We start from the raw sequence: 14886 nt of genomic DNA, 5'->3' as shown, positions 1-14886 counted from the left end.
TGGTGTCACCGACCGGGGGAGGGGCCATGCGCATCGGTGAACTGGCCACGCAGACCGGCGTGTCCGTGCGCGCGCTGCGCTACTACGAGGAGCAGGGGCTTCTCGCGGCCGAGCGAAGCGGCGGTGGCCAACGCCACTACCCGGACACCGCGGTCGACCGGGTGCACCTGATCCAGATGCTGTACGCCGCCAACCTGTCCAGCCGGACCATCCTGGACCTGCTGCCCTGCGTCGACGCGAATGTCAACACCCCGGAGTCCCGGGCCATGCTGCGCGCCGAACGCGACCGCATCGACCAGCAGATCGCCCAGCTCCGGCAGGCCAGAGACCGGCTCGACGCGGTCATCACGCTCAGCGAGAGCCCGGCCAGCGGCTGCACCCGCGCGGAGGTCGACGCCCTCGTGTCCTAGCTAGCGCCTGTTTCATAAGAACTGGCCGGCCTCGGGCGGCCCCGGACGACGACCGGCGGCGTTGCGGTTTCGTCCAGATACAACACCGGTATCCGAACGAAACCGCGCCTTGCCGGACCGCCGCCCGGACTCCGCCTCGGCTCGACCGCCCTTATGAAACAGGCGCTAGAACGTGTCCGCGAGGTTCACCGGCGATCGAGGTGGTGACGGTGGCCTGACACGCCCCCGCGCCCCTGGTAAAGGCCCCTGCGGGCGCTGCCTCCGGCAGGTCCGGATTGTTCCGCCATTTCACCATCGTCGGATCTTGCCCTCAGAAAGATCTAGGACTGAATTCGACATCGGAGTTCGTCCTGCGTCTATGTTCGATGAGTCGTGCGGCTTGTTGGCGTGGACACGGGGAGGTCCGGCGCGATGGCTGAGTTTCCGGCTCATGTGTTTCGGATGGATGGTGATCCGTCGGCGATTAGGTCGTCGGCGTCGCGGTGGCAGGGCTTCGGTTCGGCGGCGACGCAGGCGGCGGCGCAGATCACGGGTTTGGACACGAGTCAGTTCGTGGGTCCCGAGGCTGATCTGTTCCGGGAGGGCCTGAATGCCCAGATGCCGGGGCATCTGCGGGTCACTGGTGATGCGTTCGGGCGGGTGTCGACCGGGTTGACGACGTTCGCGGGTTCGTTGTCGTCGTTGCAGGATCGGATGCGTCCGTTGGCACAGCGTGCGCCGGGTCTGTGGGCGGCGTTGCAGGCGGCGCGGGGGCGGGCTGATCGGGCTAAGCAGGCCGACGAGCGTCACGAGCGGGAGGTCGCCGACCGGCCGCCGGACGCGGAGCCGGAGCCGGATTCGTATCGGTCGGATGCGGGTGCGGCGGGTTCGGCGTTGTCGCAGGCGCAGCGGGACTGGGACGAGTGCGTGGCGCAGGCGGGTGCGTTGCGCGGTGAGTTGGCCACGGCGGTGCGTGACTGCGTGCGGGCGGTCAACGACGCGAAGGGTTTGCGGTTCAAGGAGAATCCGAAGTGGTGGGATCTGAAGGGTCAGTTCACCAACTTCGTGCGCGACAACCAGGAGTTGTTGGCGCAGCTGTCCGGCGCGTTGAAGATCGTTTCTCTGGTCGCGGGGTTGTTGTCGTTCATTCCAATTCTTGCGCCGATCATGGGTCCGATCGCGATTGCCGCTGGTGCGGCGGCGCTGCTGATCGATGCGTCGCTGTACGCGGCGACCGGTAAGGGCAGTCTGACGAACCTGTTGATCGATACGGTGCTGACGGTCGTGCCCATCGGTCGGCTCGCGATGCTGGGCAGACCGGTGTTGGCCCTGGCCAAGCGGGGGTTGCCGACCCTCGCCAAGGGTTTGACCAAGGCGCGGGCGGCGATCCCGAACTTGCCGCGTCCGAGCATTCCCATGGGCGCTCGCAAGTGCGCGGCTGACCCGATCGACGTGGCCAGCGGCGAGGTGGTGCTCACCCAGACCGACGCCGAGTTGCCCGGCCTGCTCCCGCTTGTCCTGAGGCGTAGTCACCTGTCGTCGTACCGGATTGGTCGGTGGTTCGGGCCATCCTGGGCGTCGACGCTTGATCAGCGGCTGGAGGTCGACGACGAGGGGGTCTGCTTCGTCGCCGAGGACGGCATGGTCCTCACCTACCCGACGCCCGTGGCCGGCGGTCAGGCCATGCCGCAGACGGGTCCTCGCTGGCCACTGACCCCGACCGCCGACGGCTACCGCATCGAGCAGCCCGAGATCGGCCGCGCGCTGCATTTCCAGGCGGTGGCCGGCCTGCCTGAGCCGGAGGGCGACGGCGGCCCCGTTCGGGTGTTGCCGTTGGTTGCCGTTACCGATCGCAACGGTCATCGGATCGACCTGGACTGGCGCGACGGTGCGGTCACCGAGGTCCGGCACAGCGGCGGTTATCGGATCATTGTCGACACCCTGCACGGTCAGGTGGCGGCGTTGAGCCTGCTCGACGCGGAGCCCTCCGGTGACGCCCGCACCCTGGTGCGGTTTGGCTACGACGATGCCGGTCACCTCGCCGAGGTCATCAACGGATCAGGGCTGCCGTTGCGGTTCGGCTATGACGACGACGGCCGGTTGACCCACTGGCAGGACCGCAACGAGCAGGAGTACCACTACACCTACGACGAGCAGGGCCGCTGTGTCGCCGCGACCGGCTCGGGCGGGTACCTGTCCGCCCGGTTGCACTACGACCCGGTCGGGCGGAAAACCGCCGTGGAGGACTCGCTCGGCCACACCACCGCCTACGAGCTGACCGAACGCGGCCAGATCGAGCGGGTCACCGACCCGTTGGGCCATGTCACGGCCCTCACCTGGGACGGGTTCGATCGAAAGCTGTCGGAGACCGATGCTCTCGGGCGGACGACTCGTTGGTCCTACGATGACGACGGCAACCTGGTCGAGGTCACCCGCCCGGACGGCAGCCGGGCGACGGCCGCCCACAACGAGCTGCGGCAGCCGGTCATGGTCACCGATGTCGACGGTGCGGTCTGGCGCCGCGAGTACGACGAGCGCGGCAACCTGACCATGGTCACCGACCCCATCGGCGCGGCCACCCACTACCGCTACGACGACATCGGGCACCTCACCGGGGTGACCGACGCCCTCGGCAACACCCTGCTGGTGACCACCGACCCGGCCGGGCTGATCAGTTCGGTTGCCGAACCCACTGGCGCGGTGACGACCTACCGACGCGATCGGGCCGGCCGGATGACCGAGGTCACCGACCCGGTCGGCGGCACCACCCACCTCGGTTGGACTGTCGAGGGGCGGCTTGCCTGGCGGCGTGGCCCGGACGGGGCGAGTGAGGAGTGGACCTACGACCCGGAAGGCAACCTGGTCAGCCACACCGACCAGGCCGGGGCGACCACCGAGTTCGAGATCGGGCCCTTCGACCTGCCGGTGGCGCGTAGGGGGCCGGACGGCGGCCGACTCGCCTTCGGATACGACACCGAGTTGCGCCTCACCTCGGTGACGAACCCGCAGGGGCTTGTCTGGCGTTACGACTACGACCCCGGTGGGCGGCTGGTCGCCGAAACCGACTTCAACGGCCGTCGACAGACCTACACTCACGACGCCGTCGGTCAGGTGGTGACCCGGACGAACGGTGTCGACCAAAGCATCGAGTTGGTCCGCGACATGGTCGGCAACATCGTGGAGAAACGTACCGCCGAGGGCGTCACCACCTTCGGGTACGACCCGACGGGTCGGCTGTTGCACGCCAACTCACCTGAGGTCGACCTCCGGTTCGACCGGGACCCGCTCGGTCGGGTGCTCGCCGAGATCCGAGACGGGCAGACGGTCTCGTCGTCTTACGACGTGCTCGGCCGGCGGACCCAGCGGCGTACTCCGTCGGGGGTGGAGAGTGCCTGGGAGTACGACGCCGGGCACCGGCCGGTCGCGCTGCACACCGGCGGCGCGACGGTCAGCTTCACCCATGACGCGGCCGGACGGGAGACCAGGCGGGCGGTCGGCGGCCTCGCCCTGACCCGGAGCTGGGACGCCAACCACCGGCTGCTCTCGCAGGTCCTCACCGTGCGCCCTGCCGTTGACGACGTGCCGGACCTGGTCGCCCATCGGTCCTACCGGTATCGCGCCGACGGCTACGCGGTCGGGATCGCCGACCAGCTCACCGGCGAGCGTCACCTGGACCTGGACCGGGCCGGCCGGGTCACCGCCGTGCGGACCGCTGACTGGACAGAGCGGTACGCCTACGACGAGGCCGGCAACGTCGCCAGCGCGACCTGGCCCGGCGCTACGGTCGGCGGCGACAACTGGCCCGGTGCCACGGGCGGGAACGGCGGTGCTAGGGGCCAACGGGAGTACGCCGGCACACTGATCCGCCGGGCCGGGGACGTGCGCTACGAACATGACGCCGCTGGCCGGGTTACCCTGCGCCAGGTCAAGCAGCGCTCGACTAAGCCGCTGACCTGGCACTACACCTGGGACAGCGAGGATCGGCTGGTCGCGGTCACCACCCCGGACGGCACCCGTTGGCGCTATCGGTACGACCCGCTCGGTCGCCGGGTCGCCAAGCAGCGCCTCAACTCCGATGACGGGGTGGCCGAACAGGTCGACTTCGCCTGGGACGGCCCGCGGCCGGTCGAGCAGATCCACCGGGACGAGGCCAGGGAACGGATCACCACCTGGGAGTACGCCCCGGGCACGTTCACCCCGATCAGCCAGACCGACGGCGTGGCCGATCAGGACGAGGTGGACCGTCGCTTCTACGCGATCGTGACCGACCTGGTGGGTGCGCCCACCGAACTGGTCCGTCTGGACGGCGGCGTCGCCTGGCAGCAGCGGACCACCATCTGGGGAATCCCGACCCACGTGAGTGCGGGGGGCGCGGATTGCCCGCTGCGCTTTCCGGGGCAGATCCACGATCCGGAGACCGGTGCCTCGTACAACTATCACCGCTACTACGACCCCCATACCGCGCAATACATCTCCAGCGATCCCCTCGGCCTCGCGGCTGGGGCGAGGCCACACGCATATACATTAAATGCGACTGCTGTGATCGATCCTTTCGGTCTCATGTCCTGTGGCTACCGAACGTATTACACAGTTCAAGGTCCTGCGGACGCGGTGCGGCTTCGAAATGGTGGCAACCCATGGCCCACAGAGGCCACTAGGGGGCAGTGGGGTGAGGGTGTGTATTCCTGGAGCAATGTGGGAGAAGCCCAGAAGTATATGGACCGGCTCACCGGGCGTGGCCATGACGTGGCAATCGTCCCCTTCAGGGTCGCTGAGGAAAATCTATCGAATATGAGCCAGGTTCATTGGAAGGATCTTACGCCGCAGGCTGCTGAGGACTTCATGGACGCGCATAGCAGATTGTTTGGCGCTGGAATGGAGCACGGTTTGGATCACATTTCCTGGACGGCTGGGAACATTGGGATGGAGCACTTCTTCAGTGCCCGGGTCTTTGACAAGTTGGACTTTTCATGAATAGGGAGACCGAATACCTCTTCCGGGTCCGCCTTGCCGGCTGGGGTATCTACGTCAAGATCCAGGCCGGACATTACTATCCGGACGAAGAGCCATTTAGCGGTGCTCCCCTGAGTGGCAATGTCTTTCTTGTGGTGGATGAACCGCACCTTGATGCCGACGACCTTGAGATGATCAGGCTTGGTGTTTTGGATGTTGCGTCTGATATCGAGTCCCTTAAGCCTGGCGCTACTGTGGTCGTAGTGGTGTCTTCGGTGACTTTGGTCCTGACGCAGTATCAACCGGAGGGTTTGCGAGCGGCCATGATTGGTTGGGCCAACGAACATTTTGGCCTCGGTCACCCCATGCCAGAGGTTGTCTATACTCCAGCTTCGGACCGGTACGAGTTCAGTTTCTCCCATGCGTAAGAGGACTGCCACTGACGTCTAACAGGCATCCCTGCCCTGTATAAGGAGTACGACGTCGTGGACACGGAGGAGCAACTTCTCGATTCGATAACAGGATTGCAACTCGAATGCCCGCTTGGTTGGATATAATCGAAGACCCGCGTGGCGTCCGCTCCATCTACGGATCGAATGATCCGCCTTCCTTGGAGAAGGTCCTGTTGCACGAGGTTGTGCTCCAGCGAGATGGACCGTCGGCCGTCCTAAGATTCGATCTGCCGGAGTCCCCGACAAGTGCACCGAAAAAATGGCGTGATCAGGGCTTCAACGTCGTGCAGGTTGGCCTGACGATGATCGGCGTCAAAGACCTCTCCCTGACGGGCTGGAATCACCGCGGTTGGGCCAGCATGGAGCTGACCTCGCAGGATGATTCGCTGATGCTGGAAGTCCTGTGGGGATCGGCTCGTATCCGGGTGCAGGCGAACGCGGCGGCCGTGACGTCGATATCGGCTTATGCCGGCGACCCGTCCCTTGAATGATCTCCGAAGAACAGCATGAGTGCTTTTCGGAGTAGAGATCGAACACCTCTTCCGGATCCGCCTTGCCGGCTGGATATCTTCGCCAGGATCCAGGCCGCACATTACTACCCGGACGCGTGCCACTCGATGGCCGATTCGAGTTGACGCCGGTCAACTGGCAGAAGATGGCGCTGTCGGCCGCGGTCTGGGGTCGGCGCGCGGGAGTGCCGGCGGTCAGGTCGGTGCAAGCTCCGGGATGCCGTAGTGCTGGTCGAGGATCTGCATGGCGGCGCCGGCGGCGATGGCGTCCGCGCCGAGGCTGGACAGCGTCACCCGGGTGCTGAGCCAGTTCGCGCGTCGCGCGTCCGCCTGGACGGCCTCGGTGACCGCCGCGAGATAGGTGTCCGGGTGTCGGAGGAGATCCGCGCCCGCCAGTACCACGTGGGCGAGGTCGAGGGTCTGGAGCAGGTTGACGACGCCCACCGCCACGACGCGTGCCGCGCGTGCCATGTCTCCGGCCTCGGCGGCGCGCTGGTGCACGATCTCCAGGCATCCCTGCCGGCCGCAGACGCAGCGGGGGCCGTCCAGGTCGACGACCGTGTGGCCGAACTCTCCCGCGTTGGTGTGCGCCCCCCGGTGGGCCGCGCCGCCCAGCCAGAAACCTCCGCCGATCCCAGATTCGATCATGATGAGCGCCGCGTCGCCGAACGTCGCGCCGTGTCGCCAGGCTTCGGCCGTGATCCCGGCGGTGACGTCCTTGTCGAGGTGGACGGGTAGGCCCAGGTGCTTCTCGGCGATCTCGCGCAGCGGCACGTCGTGCCAGTGCCGCAGACCGTGGGCGCCGCGGACCAGGCCGTGGGCGTGGTCCAGTGGGCCGATCATGCCGATGCCGACGCCGGTGAGTCGGCCCCGCAGGTCGGTGCCGCCGGCCAGCGCGTCGGTGCCGGAGCGTAGGGCGTCGAGAAGCTGCGGCGGGGTGAAGTCGCCGGGCAGTGGGCTGACCGCGGAGTGCCGCACGGTGCCGGCGAGGTCGACCAGGACCAGCCGCAGCGTGCGCCGGGCGACGTGGGCGCCGATCGCGTACCGGCTGTCGGGGACGAGTTCGTAGACGACCGCGGGCTTGCCGACGCCCGGCCGTCGGACGTCGGTGGGACGGATCAGCCCCTCGGCGCTCAGCCGGGCGATGACCTTGGAGACCGCCTGTGGGGTCAGGCCGGTCGCCTCGACAACCGTCGACCGTTCGAAGCGTCGGGCGGTACGCCCCACCGCCATGACCAGCGCCTGGTTGTAGCCGCGCAGGAACCTGACGTCCGCAGTGATGCGAGTCATCTCGCCACCCTATTACGCAACGCTGTTGCTAAATTCTCTCGGTGATCGGGATGAGCAGTGGTCGACGGGTGGCGGCGCTTGTCGCCCTGGCACTGGGTGGTGTCGCTATCGGCCTCACCGAGTTCGTGGCGATGGGCCTGCTGCCCGACATCGCGCGCGATCTGCTCGCGCCGCAGTACGCCCAGTCGTCCTCGGGAGCGGTCGCGCGCGCCGGCTGGATGATCACCGCGTACGCGCTCGGCGTGGTCGTGGGCGCGCCCCTGATCGCCGCGCTGAGCGCGCGCCTGCCCCGCAAGAGGCTCGTGCTCGGGCTGCTCGTGCTCTTCGCCGTCGGCACGGTCGGGTCCGCGATCGCCCCCACCTTCGACCTGGTGCTGGTGGCGCGGTTCGCGGCGGCGCTTCCGCACGGCGCGTACTTCGGGGCGGCCGGTCTGCTCGCGGCGACGCTGATGGGCCCCGGTAACGAGGCCCGGGGGTTCGCCACCGTGCTCAGCGGCCTGACCGTGAGCAACGTGGTCGGCGTACCCCTCATCACGCGGCTCGGGCAGGCGGCCGGATGGCGCGTCGCGTACCTGGTCATCGCCGGTGTGTTCGTGCTCACGCTGCTGGCGGTGCTGGCGGTCGTCCCGGAGGTGGCCGCGGCGGTCGACGGGTCGCCGGCCGCCGAGTTGCGGTCGTTGCGAACCCCGCAGGTCTGGTTGGTCGCCGCGACCGGCGCGGTCGGTTTCGCCGGGTTCTTCGCGGTGGACAGCTACATCGCACCTGTCACCACCGACGTCGCCGGGCTCTCCGCCGCGACGGTGCCGTGGGTGCTTGTCGCGGTCGGTCTCGGCATGACCGTCGGCAACGCCCTGGGTGGCTGGTTCGCTGACCGCGACCTGCGGCGGAGTATGGTCATCGGGTTCGTCGCGATGATCGTGAGCATCGCCGTGTTCAGCCTCGTCGCGTCGACCCGGGTCGGTCTGTTCGGGGGCGCGTTCCTGGTCGGTGCGACGAGCCTCTACCTCGGCCCGGTCCTGCAGGCGCGCCTGATCACCGTCGCACCGGGAGCGCAGTTGATGGGTGCGGCGGTCAACCAGTCGGCCATGAACATCGCCAACAGCCTGGGCGCCGCCCTGGGCAGTGTCGCCATCGCCGCCGGGCTCGGTTATCTCGCACCTGCCCGGGTGGGCGTGGTCCTCGGGATCATCGGGTTGACCCTGGGGCTGGTCAGCTTCGCCGTCGGCCGACGGACGCGCGAGCGGGTCCCGGCCACCATCCCCGGCTGATCCCGACGAGACCGAGGTGCGCCGGGGTGGCCGGGACGAACAGGTCCACACCTTCCGGCCGGCCCTCGGTCAGTTGACCTCTTTGGCGAGCAGGTCGCCGACCGCCGCACGGACCGGATCGGGGTTCGACCAACTCCAGTTGGGGTGCGCGCGGTTGGTGAGCAGGGCGAGGACGAGCTTGCGGCGGGGATCGACCAGGAGCGAGGGGCCGGCGAAGCCGGTGTGACCGAAGGTCCGGGCCGAGGTGAGCCGGCCCATGAACCACCTCTGGTCGAGAACGACGCCGAGGCCGTGGGCGGCGGTCCGGTGGGGTCGCTCCGGGTCGACCGCGGGTTTTCCGGCATTGTGGTTGGTGAGCATCCGGCGCACGGTCTCCGCGGCGAGGATCCGCCTGCCCTGGTGGGTGCCTCCGTCGAGGAGTAGCTGACCGATGGCCGCGAGGTCGGTGGCGGTCGCGAAGACGCCGGCGTGACCGGCGATGCCACCGAGGTGGTTGGCGACGTCGTCGTGGACGGTGCCACGCAGCAGGCCCCGCGACGATCGGGCGTCGGTGGCGACGAGTCGACTGGCCCTGGCGGTGCCCGACAACCAGGTGTCGGGGTGGAAACCGGTGTCACGCAGGCCCAGCGGGCCGGTGAGGTTGCTCTTGAGTGCCTGGTCGAGCCGCTGACCGGTGACCTGCTCGACGATCCTGCCGGCGACCATGAGCCCGACGCTGGAGTAGCGGAACGTGTCACCGGGTACGGCGCCGGGGACCAGCCCGGTGGTGAGCACGGCGTTCCAGCGGGCGGCGTTGTCGGCACGGCCGGTGACCGTGGCGCCGACGGGCAGGCCGCTGGTGTGGGTGAGCAGCATCTCGACGGTGACGCGCTCGGTGCCGGCTCCGCTGAAGGTCGGCAGGTAGTCGCGGACCGGCGCGCCCAGGTCGACGCGTCCCCTGTCGACCTGCTGGAGCAGCAGAATGGCCGTGTACACCTTCGTGACCGAGGCGAGGTCGAAGATGGAGTCGGGGCGCATCGCGACCCGCTGGCCCGCCGGGAGGAGCTTCGGGCCGGCACCGTAGCGCAGCGCCTCCCCGACGGCGGTGTGCACGGTCATCTTCCCGTCGACCAGAACGACCGCGACGGCCCCCGGGAAGCCCTTGTGCGCAACGGTCTGCGGTGTGGCGGGCAGGTGCCTGCGGAGCAGGGCCGTCACACCCTGCGCGTAGCGGGCCTGGCCGGCTGGCCCGGCGCCACCACCGGGCACCGCGGTCGCGTTCGGCGAGCCGGACGGGGCCGCGCCGCTGCCGGCCGCGCCGAACCCCACCCGGTTGCCGGCGGCGTCGGTCGCGGTCACCGCGTCGCCGGGGCCGCCCGGCCTCGGTCCGCCGCCCGCACCGCAGCCGGTGAGGGTGGAGGTCGCGGCGGCCAGACCGGCCCCGAGCAGGGTACGACGCGCAACGGGCATGCCGGGAATCGTGACAGTTGACATCGACGTGTGCCAACCGAACCCCCTGGGCCGAGGTCACGTCCACCCATCAGTCAACCCGTGGTCACCATGAGGACACGTTCGGTTAAATGTGTGCTGTCTGTGCGACGATCGGCGGGCGTCCCACCGAACGACCATCCATACCCTTGGAGAGCACGATGTCCCTCTCCCGCGCCCGCGTCTTCGCCGAGCTGAACGCGGTGCGACCCCCCGACCATCCGTCCCCGGTCCTGGGCAGGGCAGTCGTGGTCGGCGGCAGCATTGCCGGCCTGCTGGCCGCCCGCGTGCTCTCCGACTACGCCGACAGCGTCGTCATCATCGACCGGGACGACCCGCAGGTGAGCGGCGCGCGTCCCGGCGTACCCCAGGGGACGCAGCTGCACGCGCTGCTGCCCGGCGGCTTCCTGCAACTGGAGCGGCTGTTTCCGGGCTTCCGCGACGCGGCCCTGGCGCGCGGGGCGGTCGAAGCGCCACCCCCGGCCCGGCGCAACTACCTCGACGGTCGCCTGCGGGTCGTCGTCCCCGACGACGCCGACAGCCTGGCGGGCAGCCGGCCGCTCCTGGAGGGGCTGATCCGCCAACAGGTGCTGCGACTGCCCAACGTCAAGACGGTCACCGCCCGCGCCACGGGTCTCGTGTTCGACGGCACCGTGGTCACCGGGGTCCGCTACGACGTCGGCGGGTCGCCCGGTGTGGAGAGCGGTGACCTCGTGGTGGACGCCATGGGGCGGTCGAGCAAACTGTCGGCCTGGCTGGAGCAGGCCGGCTGGGAACGGCCGGTCACGCGGCGGATGACCGTGCACCTCAACTACGCGACGGCCCTGTTCCACCGCCCGGACACGGCCGAGGCCCCGACTGTCGCCCTGGCGCTGCACACCCCGAAGATGTCCTCGGACGTGGCCGGCGCCGCGTTCTTCGCCATCGAGGACGGCCGGTGGATGGCGATGATGGCCGGCTACGGTGACCATCGTCCCGGCTCCACCGCGGAGGACTTCGTCCGCCGACTACGGGAGCAGTTTCCACCCGAGTTCGGTGAGGTCGCCGACCAGCAGATGCTGGGCGACGTCCAGACCTACCACCATGCCGACAGTCGACGGCGCGACTTCCACGCGCTACGGCGGTTCCCGGGCGGGCTCGTCAGCGTGGGCGACGCCGTCGCGTCGTTCAACCCGGTGTACGGGCAGGGAATGACGGCGGCGGCCCTGCACGCGGCCTGCCTGTCGACGTACCTGCGCACCGGCCCGGACCTGACCGCCCCCGCCCGCGACTTTCTCGCGTTGCAGAAGGTCGTGGTCGACGCCGCGTGGTCGACGTCGACCTCCGCCGACCTGGCGCTGCCCCACGTCGACGGGCCCTATCCGCGCGGCTACCGGATCACCAGCTGGGCCAGCCGGCAGATCATCGCCGCGACCGTCACCGACGTGGCGATCGCCCGACGGTTCAACGAGGTCGTCTCCATGCGGGAGCACCCACTCACGCTCGCCAGGCCCGGTGTGCTCGTGGGCGCCCTGCGGGCCAACCGGCGTATCCGCTGACCCGCTAGCGGGGCAGCTTGCGCAGGGTGTCGACGACGAATCGGTGGTCCTCCAACTGGGGAAGCCCGGAGACACCGACCCAGCCCACCACGCCGGTGCCGCGTACGCGCAGCGGCACCGCGCCACCGGCCGCCGCGTACCGGGAGGCCGGCAGACCGAACTTCTCGGCCAGCGTCACCTGCTTGTCCTGGCACAGCCGGGCCATGTAGAGCGACGAGTGCTCGAACCGCATCACCACCCGTCCCTTGCGACGCAGCCACCCGTCGTTGTCCGCCGTCGACCCCGGTAGGCCACAGTGGAACAACTGACGCCCGGCCCGCCACACGCCCACCGAGACCGGCAGCCGCTGCTCCCTCGCGGCGGCGACGGCGAGCTGCCCCAGCTCGTACGCGTCCGTCTCGGACAGGCCCGCGAGCTCCAGCTCGGCCTCCTCGCGCAGCAGCTCGTCCAGGGTCGGCCACGCTTCACGATCAGATGCCATGGGTCTTCTCCTCGTCGAAACTTGTCGTGTCGGGTGCGCTCACCAGGCGCAGGGCGCGTAGTCCTTCAGGAAACAGCCGTAGAGGTCCTCGCCCAACTCGCCGCGGACGATCGGGTCGTACACCCGGGCCGCCCCGTCCACCAGGTCCAGCGGGGCGTGGAAACCCTCGTCGGCCAGCCGCATCTTCGTCGGGTGGGGGCGTTCGTCGGTGATCCAGCCGGTGTCGACGCTCGTCATCAGGATGCCGTCGGTCAGCATCTCCTGTGCGCTGGTGCGGGTCAGCATGTTCAGCGCGGCCTTGGCCATGTTGGTGTGCGGGTGCCCCGGCCCCTTGTAGCCGCGGCCGAACTGGCCCTCCATCGCCGACACGTTCACCACGTACTTGCGGCGCGCCGACGCGGCGGCCATCGCCGGCCGCAGGCGGCTGACCAGCACGAACGGTGCGGTGACGTTGCACAGTTGCACTTCGAGCAGCTCGACCGGGTCGACCTCCTGCACCCGCTGGACCCAGCTGTTGACCGAGTCGAGGTCGGGCACGAGACCACCGGCGTCGATGGCCGTGGACGCCGCGATCCGTTCCGGCGAGGCGGAGCCGCTGGTGAGTGCCAGCGCGGTGAGCGCGTGCGGGGTGAGCGCGGTGGACTGCGGCCCGCCGGTCAGGCTGCCCACCGGGCCGCCCGGACCGTCCGGCTTGGCGAACGTGATCAGCTCCGGCAGCGGACCGTCCGGCAGGGCCGCGGCCTCGGCGGCGATGAGCTGCGCGTACGCCCCGGGGGAGCGGCGGACGGTCTGCGCCGCGTTGTTGATCAGGATGTCCAGTGGGCCCTGGCTGCTGACGTCGTCGGCGAGGGCGATCACCTGGGCGGGGTCGCGCAGGTCGATGCCGACGATGCGCAGACGGTGCAGCCAGTCCCCGCTGTCGGGCATGGCGGCGAACCGGCGCACCGCGTCGTGCGGGAACCGCGTGGTCACCGTCGTGTGCGCGCCGTCGCGCAGCAGCCGCAGCGCGATGTACATGCCGATCTTCGCCCGGCCACCGGTGAGTAGCGCGCGCCGGCCGGTCAGGTCGGTACGCGCGTCGCGGCGCTCCCGGTTGAGCGCGGCGCAGGACGGGCAGAGCTGGTGGTAGAAGGCGTCCACCTCGCGGTAGCGCTGCTTGCACACGTAGCAGCCGCGGGGGTTGTGCAGGAAGCCCGCCGTCTCGCCCGCGGCGGAGGACGCGAGCGGAATGCCCTGGGTCTCGTCGTCGATCCGCCCCGGAGCGCCGGTGGCGGTGGCCTCCGTCACCGCCCGGTCGGCCGCGAGGACGGCGTCACGCCGTTCCTCACGTCGCCTCTGCTTGATCACCTTGTAGAGCCGGGCGGTGGCCCGCTGCACCCGCACCACGTCCGGGTGGTCGGAGGGCAGGGCCTCCAACGCCTCGAAGACACCGAGGCAGGCCTCCAGCCGGTCGCGGTCAATGCCGTCTTGACCGTTTTCGGTAATGTTGTCCACCGTCATGTGTCTGTGTCTCGTCCCGTTTCCCGTGCCGGATCCAGCCGGCCCGCCCCAAGTCCGACCCGAAACTGTACGCACCACGTGGCCCGCCCCGCACCCCGCGTACACGGCGGCCTCGTCGGTCTCAGACCTCGTCGGCGCGGCCGAGCCGCCAGTAGCCCATGAAGGCCACCGCGCGCCGGTCCAGGCCCCGCTCGGTGACCAGGTGTCGGCGCAGGTTCCGGATGACGCCGGCCTCCCCGGCGAGCCACGCGTACAGCGGAGTCGCGGTCACCTCGTCGGGGACCTCCCACAGGATCTCGGTGTCGACGTCCACGTCCGCGACCGGCTCGGTGGCCGCCGCGCCCGGGGCCAGCAGTTCCCCCGCCGCCACGGTGACGGCGGGCACCAGTCGGCTGCCGTGGGCGTCGTCGCCCCGGGGTAGCCAGCGCACCTCGACGCCGGGGGGCGCGGCCAACGGCAGCACGTCGTCGGCGTCGGGCACCTCCAGCAGGACGACGCCCCGGGCGGTGTGGGGGAGTCGTTCGCAGATGCTGGCGATCGCCGGCACTGCCGTCTCGTCCCCGGCCAACAGCAGGCTGCTCCCGGCCGACGGCCGGAACTCGGCCCCGCCGTGGTCACCGTCGTAGGCGGAGTCCGGCCCGACGATGGCGATCTGGTCGCCCTCGCTCACCCGCCGCGCCCAGCGCGTTGCCGGTCCGCCGTCGCCGTGCAGCACCAGGTCGACGTCGACCTCGGCGAGGTGCGGTCGGACGGCCCGCACGGTGTAGGTACGGATCGGGGGGCGTCGGTGCTCGGGCAGGGCCCGCCAGGTCGCGTACCAGTCCGCGCCCTGGGGGAGATCTACCCCGCGCTCACCGGGCAGCGGCAACGCCAGCTTGATCCGCTGGTCGTCACCGTTGTCGGCGAAGCGGTCGAGGTCCGCTCCGGTGAAGGTCACCCGGGTGAAGGACGGGCTGAGTCGGCGTACCGCGCGGACGGTGACGACGAACACGCGGTACGGCGCGATGGGCAGGGTCTCGGTCATGGTGCCTCTCTCGAC

The 14886-nt window shown here is 69.6% G+C and carries 11 protein-coding genes; 6 read left to right on the top strand and 5 right to left on the bottom strand.

The features are described from left to right. Positions 1–26 precede the first annotated feature (26 nt). The 4 genes from ACGFIW_RS24175 to ACGFIW_RS24160 all read left to right on the top strand — a co-directional run bounded on the left by ACGFIW_RS24175 (position 27) and on the right by ACGFIW_RS24160 (position 6285). On the top strand, positions 27–410 hold the full coding sequence (locus tag ACGFIW_RS24175; protein WP_393319748.1) for a MerR family transcriptional regulator: 384 nt from the start codon (positions 27–29) through the stop codon (positions 408–410). Positions 411–821: 411 nt separating this feature from the next. After that, complete coding sequence (locus tag ACGFIW_RS24170) at positions 822–5363, top strand: DUF6531 domain-containing protein (protein ID WP_393319745.1); 4542 nt, start codon at positions 822–824, stop codon at positions 5361–5363. Then, positions 5360–5770, top strand: coding sequence for a hypothetical protein (locus ACGFIW_RS24165; RefSeq protein ID WP_393319742.1), 411 nt, complete (start codon positions 5360–5362; stop codon positions 5768–5770). The genes ACGFIW_RS24170 and ACGFIW_RS24165 overlap by 4 nt, the downstream gene beginning before the upstream one ends. Before the next feature lie 107 nt (positions 5771–5877). After that, positions 5878–6285, top strand: a complete 408-nt coding sequence (locus tag ACGFIW_RS24160) for an Imm50 family immunity protein (RefSeq protein WP_393319739.1) — start codon at positions 5878–5880, stop codon at positions 6283–6285. 213 nt (positions 6286–6498) lie between these two features. Here the strand turns inward: ACGFIW_RS24160 and ACGFIW_RS24155 are convergent, their stop codons facing one another. Continuing rightward, entirely contained in the window at positions 6499–7593 is a 1095-nt protein-coding gene (locus tag ACGFIW_RS24155) for an ROK family protein (protein WP_393319737.1), read from the bottom strand. A gap of 50 nt (positions 7594–7643) precedes the next feature. Here ACGFIW_RS24155 and ACGFIW_RS24150 point away from each other — a divergent pair, with 50 nt between their 5' ends. After that, positions 7644–8861 (top strand): MFS transporter, encoded by a 1218-nt coding sequence (locus ACGFIW_RS24150; RefSeq protein WP_393319734.1) that lies wholly within the window; start codon positions 7644–7646, stop codon positions 8859–8861. Positions 8862–8930: 69 nt separating this feature from the next. Here the strand turns inward: ACGFIW_RS24150 and ACGFIW_RS24145 are convergent, their stop codons facing one another. Beyond that, positions 8931–10310: a serine hydrolase domain-containing protein gene (locus tag ACGFIW_RS24145; RefSeq protein WP_393319731.1), complete on the bottom strand. Its 1380-nt coding sequence runs from the start codon at positions 10308–10310 to the stop codon at positions 8931–8933. Between the two features lie 179 nt (positions 10311–10489). Here ACGFIW_RS24145 and ACGFIW_RS24140 point away from each other — a divergent pair, with 179 nt between their 5' ends. Continuing rightward, positions 10490–11866, top strand: coding sequence for an FAD-dependent oxidoreductase (locus ACGFIW_RS24140; RefSeq protein WP_393319728.1), 1377 nt, complete (start codon positions 10490–10492; stop codon positions 11864–11866). 4 nt (positions 11867–11870) lie between these two features. Here ACGFIW_RS24140 and ACGFIW_RS24135 read toward each other — a convergent pair whose 3' ends face one another. The 3 genes from ACGFIW_RS24135 to ACGFIW_RS24125 form a co-directional block, all read right to left on the bottom strand. Continuing rightward, positions 11871–12347 (bottom strand): heme-degrading domain-containing protein, encoded by a 477-nt coding sequence (locus tag ACGFIW_RS24135; protein WP_393319725.1) that lies wholly within the window; start codon positions 12345–12347, stop codon positions 11871–11873. A 39-nt stretch (positions 12348–12386) separates the two neighbouring features. After that, entirely contained in the window at positions 12387–13847 is a 1461-nt protein-coding gene (locus ACGFIW_RS24130; protein ID WP_393319722.1) for an SDR family NAD(P)-dependent oxidoreductase, read from the bottom strand. A 121-nt stretch (positions 13848–13968) separates the two neighbouring features. Continuing rightward, complete coding sequence (locus ACGFIW_RS24125) at positions 13969–14871, bottom strand: siderophore-interacting protein (protein WP_393319719.1); 903 nt, start codon at positions 14869–14871, stop codon at positions 13969–13971. Positions 14872–14886 lie beyond the last annotated feature (15 nt).

The organism is Micromonospora sp. NPDC048935, assembly GCF_043197875.1.
Taxonomy (GTDB): Bacteria; Actinomycetota; Actinomycetes; order Mycobacteriales; family Micromonosporaceae; genus Micromonospora.
The sequence above is the reverse complement of the archived record's forward strand: the minus strand, read 5'-3'. Positions and strand labels throughout refer to the sequence as shown.

Coding starts and splice junctions, on each gene's coding strand:
- ACGFIW_RS24175 (WP_393319748.1), top strand. CDS start 27: ATGCGCATCGGTGAACTGGCCACGCAGACCGGCGTGTCCGTGCGCGCG.
- ACGFIW_RS24170 (WP_393319745.1), top strand. CDS start 822: ATGGCTGAGTTTCCGGCTCATGTGTTTCGGATGGATGGTGATCCGTCG.
- ACGFIW_RS24165 (WP_393319742.1), top strand. CDS start 5,360: ATGAATAGGGAGACCGAATACCTCTTCCGGGTCCGCCTTGCCGGCTGG.
- ACGFIW_RS24160 (WP_393319739.1), top strand. CDS start 5,878: ATGCCCGCTTGGTTGGATATAATCGAAGACCCGCGTGGCGTCCGCTCC.
- ACGFIW_RS24155 (WP_393319737.1), bottom strand. CDS start 7,593: ATGACTCGCATCACTGCGGACGTCAGGTTCCTGCGCGGCTACAACCAG.
- ACGFIW_RS24150 (WP_393319734.1), top strand. CDS start 7,644: ATGAGCAGTGGTCGACGGGTGGCGGCGCTTGTCGCCCTGGCACTGGGT.
- ACGFIW_RS24145 (WP_393319731.1), bottom strand. CDS start 10,310: ATGCCCGTTGCGCGTCGTACCCTGCTCGGGGCCGGTCTGGCCGCCGCG.
- ACGFIW_RS24140 (WP_393319728.1), top strand. CDS start 10,490: ATGTCCCTCTCCCGCGCCCGCGTCTTCGCCGAGCTGAACGCGGTGCGA.
- ACGFIW_RS24135 (WP_393319725.1), bottom strand. CDS start 12,347: ATGGCATCTGATCGTGAAGCGTGGCCGACCCTGGACGAGCTGCTGCGC.
- ACGFIW_RS24130 (WP_393319722.1), bottom strand. CDS start 13,847: ATGACGGTGGACAACATTACCGAAAACGGTCAAGACGGCATTGACCGC.
- ACGFIW_RS24125 (WP_393319719.1), bottom strand. CDS start 14,871: ATGACCGAGACCCTGCCCATCGCGCCGTACCGCGTGTTCGTCGTCACC.